Below are 9,500 nucleotides of genomic sequence, written 5' to 3'. Positions count from 1 at the left end.
CCCACCTGACCCCATGCCGAACTCAGAAGTGAAACGCCGTAGCGCCGATGGTAGTGTGGGGCCTCCCCATGCGAGAGTAGGGAACTGCCAGGCATTAAATAAGTGAAGAAGCCCCGAACGGAAGTTCGGGGCTTTTTTACGTTTTTTTGCAAAGATGTAATGAAGCAGTACGCTGAATTCGCATGAAAAAAGCGTAAATTACATTCCAAAATTCCCCTCTTGTCACAATTTGTAATCCAGGATTACAGCCAATTCCCGCAAATAGCGAATAGATGCTTTACTCAATCCTTTGGCGTTAATTCTTCGCAAGGAAATGAGGTAAGTATGACAGACTCCCTACAACAAAAAGTGGCACAGCCGGAAACAGCAGCCGTCAGTAAACAACGCATCTGGGCGATCGTTGGCGCATCTTCGGGTAATTTAGTCGAATGGTTCGATTTCTACGTTTACTCCTTCTTCTCACTCTATTTTGCCCATATCTTCTTCCCAAGTGGCGATACCACAACGCAGCTACTGCAAACCGCAGGCGTTTTTGCCGCAGGATTTCTCATGAGGCCGATTGGCGGCTGGTTGTTTGGCTATATTGCCGACCGGCATGGACGAAAAACATCCATGTTGATCTCGGTATGCATGATGTGTTTGGGATCGTTAGTTATTGCCTGCCTACCGGGTTATGGCGAAATAGGATTAGCTGCACCCGTTATTTTGTTGTTGGCGCGTATGTTTCAGGGACTGTCTGTCGGTGGGGAATATGGCACCAGCGCGACTTATATGAGCGAAGTAGCACTTGAGGGGCGCAAAGGTTTCTATGCTTCGTTTCAATATGTGACGTTAATTGGTGGTCAATTACTGGCGGTACTGACCGTGGTCGTTTTACAGCAAATTCTAAGTGATGAAGCGTTGCGGAGTTGGGGCTGGCGCATCCCCTTCTTCCTGGGAGCGGCATTGGCTATTGTTGCTTTGTGGCTGCGTCGCTCTCTCAATGAAACTTCTGAGAAAAAAAACCGTGAACACTCTGATGCTGGCAGCATTATAGGGCTGCTGCGCAATCACTCTCGTGCTTTTATCATGGTACTGGGCTTTACCGCCGGCGGTTCGCTGAGTTTTTATACCTTCACTACATACATGCAAAAATACCTGGTAAATACTGCAGGCATGGATGCGCGCAGCGCCAGTGGGTTAATGACCGGTGCTTTATTGGTCTTTATGCTGATTCAACCGATTATTGGCGCACTGTCAGACAAAATCGGGCGTCGCGCCTCTATGATGATCTTCGGCGCTGGTGCAGCAATTTGTACTGTTCCCGTTCTCATGCTGTTGCAAAATGTGCAGAGCAGTTGGCTGGCATTTGCATTAATCATGCTGGCACTCATCATCACCAGTTTCTACACCGCGATCAGCGGCATTTTAAAAGCAGAAATGTTCCCACCAGAAGTGCGAGCGCTGGGTGTCGGACTGTCATATGCGGTAGCGAATGCGATATTTGGCGGTTCGGCGGAGTATGTGGCGTTACTGCTGAAGAGGGAAGGCATCGAAACCAGTTTCTTCTGGTATGTATCGGCAATGGGGGCATTGGCATTCCTGGTCTCGCTGATGCTTCACCGTAAAGGGAAGGGGATTGCGCTGTAATTACTGGCTAAGATTCCATAACGCAATACCGCTGGCAGCGCCAGCGATGTCCCAGCTTAGATCTTTCCAACTCCAGCCGCTCCCCGCTGAGCGGCTGTCATACCACTCTTTACCGACACCAAAGCTAAGGGAAAATAGAAAGCCGAAGCGCAAATTTTGCCCGCGACCTTGATGTTGATGCTGAGAGATTTCACTGCCTGCTGCAGCCAGAGCGGCGGAAGAAAAGAAGTGTTCCGCTTTATCTTTGCCCGTCCAGTTATCCTGGGCCACATGCGCACATCCACTACACAGCAAAACTACGCAGAGGATGAGCGCACGCATCGGTTAAAGCAGACGGCTAATCAAACGGTCAATACGAATACGGCGCAGGCGGCGAATCAGTTTGCGTACCTTAGCCGGATAATCAGAGATGCTCTCCAGTTCGCGGAAATGCTGCACCACCGATGTGTGCTGGCGAATCAGCGCCAGTTCTTTTTCACGCTGCTCCGCTAATTCATTGAGAGGATCGTGAATTAACACCGCGTTTTCCAGGTCAAGTCGCCATGCACGCGGATTGAGGTTGTTGCCGGTAATCATCATCCATTCGTCATCAACCCAGATACCTTTTAGGTGATAACTGTTTTCACCATCTTTCCATAAGCGCACGGTCAGCTGGCCATTATTCACGTAATACTGGAGGCGGCTCAGGAAGCGACGCAGATTGATCTCATAAAGATAGGGTAACGCCCCAATAATCTTGAAGGGCTGTTCTGGCGGAATGTAGAAGTCATTAGCGGTTTTGTCACCGATGATAATCTCCACTTCTTTACCCTGACGCAGTAAATGAATCAGATTGCGCACCAGAATGGCTGGCAGGTTGAAATAAGGCGTGCATAGCGTCAGCTTATGCTCCGCGCACGGCATCAAATGGAAAATGGTTTTGTTCAGCAGGCTGCGTTTACCCAAGCCAACCAGCGGCGTTACGGTAAGTGATTCATTATCCGCATTGCCCGTGAACTGATAGTTAAAGCTGCGCAGCTCCTGGCGGAACTGACGTGTTTCATTCTTAATTTCAGGACTTGAAGGGCGCTCGCTTTGATCGAGGCGATTGACCGCCTCAGACTCTTTAAGATTCTCACAGATCCATGCATACATCGTATCGGTCAGCTGCGGATTGCGGATCAGCTGGTAACGATCATAACGATATTTATCATGCTGATGCAAATAGACATCGTTCAGGCTTGCGCCGCTATAAAGCAACGTATCATCAATGATAAAACCTTTCAGATGTAACACGCCAAGCGCTTCACGCGTGTTGACCGGAATACCGTAAACGGGAATCGCGATATCAGGATGCTGCGCAGCCATTTCACAATACCAATCGGCATTGGTTACACTACGCGCGGCACCTATGCGTCCACGCTGGGCACGATGCCAATCAACCAGAATGCAGACATCCAGCTCTGGTTTTGCCTGACGCGCCGCGTATAACGCCTGCATGATTCCCCGGCCACCGTCATCATTTTCCAGATACAGCGCCGTAATACAGATACGCTTTTCTGCCGCGGCAATTTTCGTCAGCAGGGTTTCACGAAACTCGGCAGGCGAATAAAGCGTGGTCAGATCCGACACGGATTGTGACAGTTTAGGCAGCTGTGCGAGGTGTTGTTGGTGTTTATTACGTTTAAATTTAGACAACATCACAGTGCACTTCTTCTTTGTTCATTGCATGGCCTTTTGCCATCAAATCATGATCCTAACGTTAAATAATACCATCAACCGGCCTGTTAAGGAGGATTTTTACCTTTCTCTACAGGTTAGCCGATGGCGTCGCTAAGCGGCAAATTCAGGCTAACAATGCCGTCATCCAGTTGAATATTCACACGAAAATTAAGTTTTCTCGCCAACGTAATCATGCCGGTATTGTGCGGCATGGTGATACCGTTCAATTGTTGCAGGCCATGATCGCGTGTATAGCGGATCATCTTTTCCAACAGACGCCGCCCCATGCCTAACCCTTTCAAATCGGAGCGGACCAAAACGGAGAACTCTGCGTCGATATTGTCAGCATCAGAAATGGCGCGCGTGACACCGATAATCTCGTCGGCGCCATTGTGCTGACGTACTGCAACAATCGCCATCTCACGGTCATAATCGATTTGCGTCATATTTGCCAAGTCTTCATGAGTGAACTCATTGATTTCACTGAAGTAGCGATAGTAGAGATCTTCTTTGGTTACTTGAGCGATGAAGGCACGTAGCTGCGGCTCATCTTCTGGCAGAATGGGGCGGAACAAACAATGTTGGCCATCTTTTAGCTGCACCTGCTCTTCCAGATGATGGGGATAAGGGCGGATCGCCAGGCGTGTTTCGTTATCGCCGCTAAAAGGCGCCAGCTGCAAAGTCACATCCAGAAGCGTGAATTCATTCGCCGATGCCAGTAGCGGATGAATATCCAGGCGTTGAATCTCGGGGCAATCGACTATCAGGTTTGAAACCTGCACTAACAGTTGGCTAAGCCCGGTGATATCCAACGGCCTCAGCGCGCTACGACTGCGCACCTTGCCACTCTTCATCGCTTGAATCACCAAATAGCGCGCCAGCGTCATATTCAGCGGTGGTAAAGCAACCGCGGCTTGTTTATCTGGCTGCCACTCTACGCCGCCTTCACCCAGCAGGATAATGGGGCCGAACAGCGGATCTTGCTCTACCACCACGCGCAATTCCTGCGCTCCAGCGCGATTCGCCATGCTCTGTACTAGCAGGCCATCAACGTGTGCTTGTGGATGGGTTTCGCGCACGCGATCGAAAATCGCTTCGGCCGCTTGTTCCACTTCCGCGGCGCTGCGCAGATACAACATGACACCTTGTACTTCAGACTTATGGGGAATATCTGGCGAACGCAGTTTCAGCGCGACCGGATAACCAATCTGTTCGGCGATGCTAGCAGCGGCAGCACTGTCACTGGCAATCCAGGTTGGCAAGGTAGCTAATCCATAAGCCTGCAACACCGGCTGCACTTCATGGGTATCAAGCGTGGTAATACCCTGATCCAGCGCCTGTTGAATCAGCTGATGCGCCTGCTTGCTGTTCTGGGTTAAACCGAGCGGCAGTGCGGGCGTTTCACGCAGTTGCTTTTGATTACGGCGATATTCCACCTGATGCATGAACGCGGTGATGGTTCCTTCCGGCGTGCGCCAGGTGGGGATTCCTGCCTGGGTAAAGGCGCGCCGCGCAGCCTGTGAGGAGTATTCGCCGCACCAGTTGGTCAGTAGCGTGACCTGTTTGCCACGCGGATGTTTGGCAACCGCAGCGATAATCTGCTCGGCGGTTTCGCTGGAAGGCGATACGGCACTTGGCGCATGAATGATCATCAGCGCATCAAGTTCATGGCTATCCAGCAGCCGTTCAATGCAGGCCACATAACGTGCCGGTGTTGCATCATCTTTTAAGTCGAGCGGATTACCGCGACCGACACCTTCCGGCAGCAGCGCTGCCAGCGCCTGTAACGTATCATCATTCAGCGTCGCCAGCTTGCCGTTGCGCGCATACAGCTCATCGAGCGCCAGCGCAGCCGGTGCCGCGCCGTTGCTGATAATCATCAGCCGATCGCCGCGTAATGGGCGCATATGGCTGAGCGACTCTACCGCCGTAAAGAGTTCGTGCGTATCCTGCACGCGTAGTAAACCAGCGCGTTGAATCGCCGCATCCCAGGCCGCATCCAATCCGCTACGGGTGCCGATCATTGCCTGCGCCTGATGGCTACGGCCACTTTTTATCACCAGAATGGGTTTATTGCGTGAGGCGCTGCGTGAGGCGGAAACAAAGCGGCGCGCGTCGCTCAGATGTTCGAGATAGAGCAAAATGGCGCTGGTTTTACCGTCGCGCGCGAGGAAATCTAACAGGTCATCGACGTCGATATCCAGGCTGTCACCCAGTGCGATAAACCACGAGAAACCGAGGTTTCGCTGCTGCGCCCAATCCAGGATGGTATTAGAGACCGCGGCCGATTGTGAAATAAAGGCAATACGTCCTTTTGCAATCGGCACCGGTGAGAAGCTAGCATTTAGCCCTTGCCATGGCGCCAGCAAACCTAAGCTATTCGGGCCGAGCAGGCGGATTTGCCATTGGCTGGCACAGGCTTTCAGTTCTTCCAATTGACTGGCCGGTGCTGAAAGAATAATGCACGCCTTGCAGCCTTTTTCACCCAGCTGTTGCAGTAGTTCGAGATTACGTTTGGCATGGGTGCAGATGATGGCGAGATCGGGCGCGAAGGGCAGGCTGGCGATATCAGGCCAGGCCAGCACGCCGCTCACTGCTTTATACTTCGGCGTCACCGGCAACACCGGACCACTAAACCCGCCGGCCAGCAGATTACGCATCATAAAGTAGCCGGCGCGCCCCGGGGTAATCGAGGCACCGACTACCGCGATTGATTTAGGTCGTAACAGCGCTTCCAGTCCGCGTTGGCTCATCATCCGCTCCTGCTATCAAGATTGGCATGATTGTAAACGCTTTTTAATGCGCTTGCTGATTCGCCGATCGCAGGCCGAGGATCTCTTTTAGATTCCAGCGTTTTAAATGGCCGACATACTGCATATTCTGCTGCGCCCGCCATGCAGAGACATCGCCGTCACGTAAATGCAGTAAATCTGCCGGGCTGACCCAATTGGCCTGCCCCTGCAACAGTTCAATACCCGCATGACGATAGCCCGCCAATACAAATTCGGAGCAGAAGAAGCGATTGGCTTGAGGATCGTCAACATCAGCTAACTGCACGCGGGCCATTGCGGTAAGGCAGGCACTGCGAACCTCTTCATTTACGAGTGGCAGTTCACACAGACGGCGTGACACCATAAACGGCATAAACATTACGATGCCCTTGAAGTTGTATTTTTTGCCTTGCTGTAAATCGGCAAACTTCCGTAAGCGCAGCATCTGCTCGCTGGTCATGCCGGGTACGCGCAGCACCAGCAGACTATTGCTTTCATCAATAGCATGATTTAGCGGAATAATTTTAACGCCGCTGCCAACCGCTTCCGCGACCTGTTCATCGCCAAGATAAATCGCTGCATGGCTTACGCCAGTCAGAGTAAACAGGCGAATTCCCCACGATTGTGGTGACGTGGCGGATGAGAGCAACAAATCACCGGGCATCAAAGCGCTGCTTGAAATCAGTGCGGTTGGGCGGGTGCTGGCAGATTGCAGCTGCGGCGGAAAAGCGCGGTCGGGTTGTGGGGCGGTGCTGCAGCCTGTGAGCAGCAGCATCAGCAGCCAGAAAGTTTTCATCGTGCATCCTTTGCATATAAGGCCAACTCCGTGGCGATGCGCGACTATAAATCAAACTGGCTGGTTACAAAAGCTGCAAATCCTTAAAGGACATTTTCGAGGCTATGCACGGGATGGTGCGGCTTGCCCGCCAGATAAGCGTGACGGAAGCGTTCGAAATAGTGATGTAGTTCTGCAGCGGCGGCAAGATCGCCGGCCTGCTCCAGTAGCGCAGCGGCAACTTCTGCGGTGCAGTGTTGACCCACGCCGTGCGCTTCACGCAGCGTATAGCGCGATGGCGTGGTCACGTTCAGCGACATCACCGGGAATGCATCGAGCCACGGACTTTTACGGAACATCTTACGCGCTTCGGTCCAGGTGCCATCGAGCAGGATAAACAGCGGCGGTTTGCCGGTCAGAGGCGGGCGGGTTAACACGTCACGATCGGCATCAGCGTACGACGCGGGAAACACCACCAGCGGCTGATAATGTTCGCTTTTAACTGCGGCCAGCAGCTGAGGATCTGGCTCGGTGCGCGACCAACCGAACGCCTGCGTATCCGGCAGCACATCGGCAATCAGCCTGCCGGTATTGCTGGGCTTCATTGGCTCGGTATCAAACATCACCAGACAAAAGCGGCTACGCGCTGGCTGTGGCTGGATGGTCGCGCACAGACAATTTTTCTGCGGTAGCAAACAGCGTTGGCAGCGCAGCACGCGATTACCGCGCGCCAGAAACGGGCGCGTAGCGCGCGCTAAACGTTGCGCGCGTAAGCGCAGGACGGCATTTTCAGACATAAATTCGCAGGCTGGAAAAAACGTCAGTGTAATGGAATTAGCAGGGAAAGGTAATAAGGAAGGCCAGCGCGCGGCTGGCCATCAGCGCTTTACAGCGATTCGTCGAGCCACTCATTGAACGGCGCTTTCGGCATAGCACCATTCAGCATGTCGACCATCTCACCGTTCTTAAACAGCATAATGGTCGGAATGCTGCGAATGCGGAACCGCGAGCTTAACGCTGGTTCAGCTTCCGTGTTTACCTTCACAAAACGCACTTTGCCGCGCCGCTCGTCGGCGACATCTTTAAACACTGGCGCAAAGTTTACGCACGGGCCGCACCACGGTGCCCAGAAGTCGATCACTACCGGCAGATCGTCCTGCAGATATTTATCCAGCGTGGCGGATGTCGCGTTGGCAACTTCACCGTTAAACAGCTCACCGCCGCAACGCCCACATTTTGCTCCATCGGCAATGCGCGACTCGGGCACGCGATTAGTTGCCTGACAGGAGGCACAGACTGTATTCATATTTACCTCAACCCGGACCTGTAAATCTGATGATTGCCGGACATTATGAAAAGGTTGAGTGCTATGCTCAATCTGGATTGCCCAATAGGTTCAATAGTTGATAGCTAAGCACCGACACATCAGGTAATCTTCGCGCTCTCAATGCTGGAGGAACAGATGAACGACGAATTTAAAGGCAAAAGCGGCAAGGTAAAAGTGATGTATGTACGTGATGAGGAGGGTGGTCAAAAGCCTAATCCCCGTACCGGCAAAGGCGGCCGTCCTGCTGCGCGCCAGGAAGATAATCGTCGTTCTGGTCCTCGCAGCGCACGGGGTAATGAAGAGAGTGGCCGTAGCGGCGCACGCAGCGAAGCCGGCGGACGTGGTTCTGCCCCGCGCGACGCACGCAACAGTGAACGCGGCCGTAGCTTTGGTCAGCGTGACGATCGTGGCAGTGATAACCGCAGTTTCGGTGATTCACCGTGGCGCACCGTTTCGCGTCCACCAGTTGCAGATGACAGCCAGCTGGATGATGCAGCCAGCAATAAGCCGGTAATCGATCCCGAGCAGATTCGCCGCCAACGTCAGGAAGAGACGCGCGTTTACGGTGAAAATGCCTGCCAGGCACTGTTCCTGAGCCGCCCTGAAAGCATCGTGCGCGCCTGGTTTATCCAGAGCGTGACGCCGCGCTTCCGCGAAACCCTGCGCTGGCTGGCGGCTAACCGCAAAGCCTACCACGTGGTAGACGATGCCGAACTGACCAAAGCATCCGGTACCGAACACCACGGCGGCGTGTGCTTCATTATTAAGAAGCGCATGGGCATGCCGGTTAGCGAGTGGCTGACCAAGGCACCGACCAAAGATTGCGTGCTGGCGCTGGAAGATGTCAGCAACCCGCACAACCTCGGCGGTATTATGCGTAGCTGCGCGCACTTCGGTGTGAAAGGATTGCTGGTTAATGATGCTTCGCTGCTGGAGTCGGGTGCGGCAGTACGTACCGCCGAAGGTGGTGCTGAGCACGTACAGGCGATCAGCGGCGAAAGCTTCGCTGAGGGCCTGGAAGCTTTCCGTAAAGCAGGTTATACCATCGTCACCACCTCCAGTCATGAAGGCACACCGCTGGCAAAAGCGGAGCTGCCGGCCAAAATGGTGCTGGTGTTAGGTCAGGAGAGCGAAGGTCTGTCGGACAGCGCGTTCCAGCAGGGTGATCTCAGCCTGTCAATTGGCGGTACGGGCAACGTTGAGAGCCTCAACGTCTCAGTGGCAACCGGTATTCTGCTCGCCGAATGGTGGCGTCAGAACGCATAAAAAAACGGGCCGCAAGGCCCGTTTTTGTTGT

8 protein-coding genes and 1 rRNA gene are annotated in these 9,500 nt (G+C 53.3%); 3 read left to right on the top strand and 6 right to left on the bottom strand.

Going from position 1 to position 9,500, the window contains the following annotated elements; genetic code table 11:
* Positions 1-93, top strand: a 5S ribosomal RNA gene (gene rrf, locus ACIP6T_RS11300); the annotation flags it as partial.
* A gap of 231 nt (positions 94-324) precedes the next feature.
* On the top strand, positions 325-1,629 hold the full coding sequence (locus ACIP6T_RS11295; RefSeq protein WP_097096323.1) for an MFS family transporter: 1,305 nt from the start codon (positions 325-327) through the stop codon (positions 1,627-1,629).
* On the opposite strand, the gene ACIP6T_RS11290 is transcribed toward ACIP6T_RS11295, so the two are convergent.
* The 6 genes from ACIP6T_RS11290 to trxC all read right to left on the bottom strand — a co-directional run bounded on the left by ACIP6T_RS11290 (position 1,630) and on the right by trxC (position 8,182).
* Positions 1,630-1,950, bottom strand: coding sequence for a YfiM family lipoprotein (locus ACIP6T_RS11290; RefSeq protein ID WP_400456993.1), 321 nt, complete (start codon positions 1,948-1,950; stop codon positions 1,630-1,632).
* Between the two features lie 3 nt (positions 1,951-1,953).
* On the bottom strand, positions 1,954-3,309 hold the full coding sequence (gene pssA, locus ACIP6T_RS11285; protein ID WP_097096325.1) for a CDP-diacylglycerol--serine O-phosphatidyltransferase: 1,356 nt from the start codon (positions 3,307-3,309) through the stop codon (positions 1,954-1,956).
* A 116-nt stretch (positions 3,310-3,425) separates the two neighbouring features.
* A complete protein-coding gene (locus tag ACIP6T_RS11280) occupies positions 3,426-6,083 on the bottom strand; it encodes a GNAT family N-acetyltransferase (protein WP_400456991.1) in 2,658 nt (885 codons plus the stop codon).
* A 43-nt stretch (positions 6,084-6,126) separates the two neighbouring features.
* Positions 6,127-6,897, bottom strand: a complete 771-nt coding sequence (locus ACIP6T_RS11275; protein WP_400456989.1) for a YaeF family permuted papain-like enzyme — start codon at positions 6,895-6,897, stop codon at positions 6,127-6,129.
* 83 nt (positions 6,898-6,980) lie between these two features.
* The gene (locus ACIP6T_RS11270) at positions 6,981-7,673 is read right to left on the bottom strand and encodes a tRNA-uridine aminocarboxypropyltransferase (RefSeq protein WP_097096328.1); all 693 of its coding nucleotides are present in this window, start codon (positions 7,671-7,673) and stop codon (positions 6,981-6,983) included.
* 89 nt (positions 7,674-7,762) lie between these two features.
* Positions 7,763-8,182: a thioredoxin TrxC gene (trxC, locus tag ACIP6T_RS11265; protein ID WP_007886387.1), complete on the bottom strand. Its 420-nt coding sequence runs from the start codon at positions 8,180-8,182 to the stop codon at positions 7,763-7,765.
* Between the two features lie 156 nt (positions 8,183-8,338).
* Here trxC and ACIP6T_RS11260 point away from each other — a divergent pair, with 156 nt between their 5' ends.
* The gene (locus tag ACIP6T_RS11260; RefSeq protein ID WP_097096329.1) at positions 8,339-9,469 is read left to right on the top strand and encodes a tRNA/rRNA methyltransferase; all 1,131 of its coding nucleotides are present in this window, start codon (positions 8,339-8,341) and stop codon (positions 9,467-9,469) included.
* Positions 9,470-9,500 lie beyond the last annotated feature (31 nt).

This window comes from Pantoea sp. NPDC088449 (genome assembly GCF_044753225.1).
Taxonomy (GTDB): Bacteria; Pseudomonadota; Gammaproteobacteria; order Enterobacterales; family Enterobacteriaceae; genus Pantoea; species Pantoea floridensis.
This window is presented reverse-complemented; position numbering and strand designations above follow the sequence as displayed.

Excerpts from the sequence above, each read along its gene's own strand:
- ACIP6T_RS11260 (WP_097096329.1), top strand. The coding sequence starts at position 8,339 with ATGAACGACGAATTTAAAGGCAAAAGCGGCAAGGTAAAAGTGATGTAT.
- ACIP6T_RS11270 (WP_097096328.1), bottom strand. The coding sequence starts at position 7,673 with ATGTCTGAAAATGCCGTCCTGCGCTTACGCGCGCAACGTTTAGCGCGC.
- ACIP6T_RS11290 (WP_400456993.1), bottom strand. The coding sequence starts at position 1,950 with ATGCGTGCGCTCATCCTCTGCGTAGTTTTGCTGTGTAGTGGATGTGCG.
- ACIP6T_RS11280 (WP_400456991.1), bottom strand. The coding sequence starts at position 6,083 with ATGAGCCAACGCGGACTGGAAGCGCTGTTACGACCTAAATCAATCGCG.
- pssA (WP_097096325.1), bottom strand. The coding sequence starts at position 3,309 with ATGTTGTCTAAATTTAAACGTAATAAACACCAACAACACCTCGCACAG.
- trxC (WP_007886387.1), bottom strand. The coding sequence starts at position 8,182 with ATGAATACAGTCTGTGCCTCCTGTCAGGCAACTAATCGCGTGCCCGAG.
- ACIP6T_RS11275 (WP_400456989.1), bottom strand. The coding sequence starts at position 6,897 with ATGAAAACTTTCTGGCTGCTGATGCTGCTGCTCACAGGCTGCAGCACC.
- ACIP6T_RS11295 (WP_097096323.1), top strand. The coding sequence starts at position 325 with ATGACAGACTCCCTACAACAAAAAGTGGCACAGCCGGAAACAGCAGCC.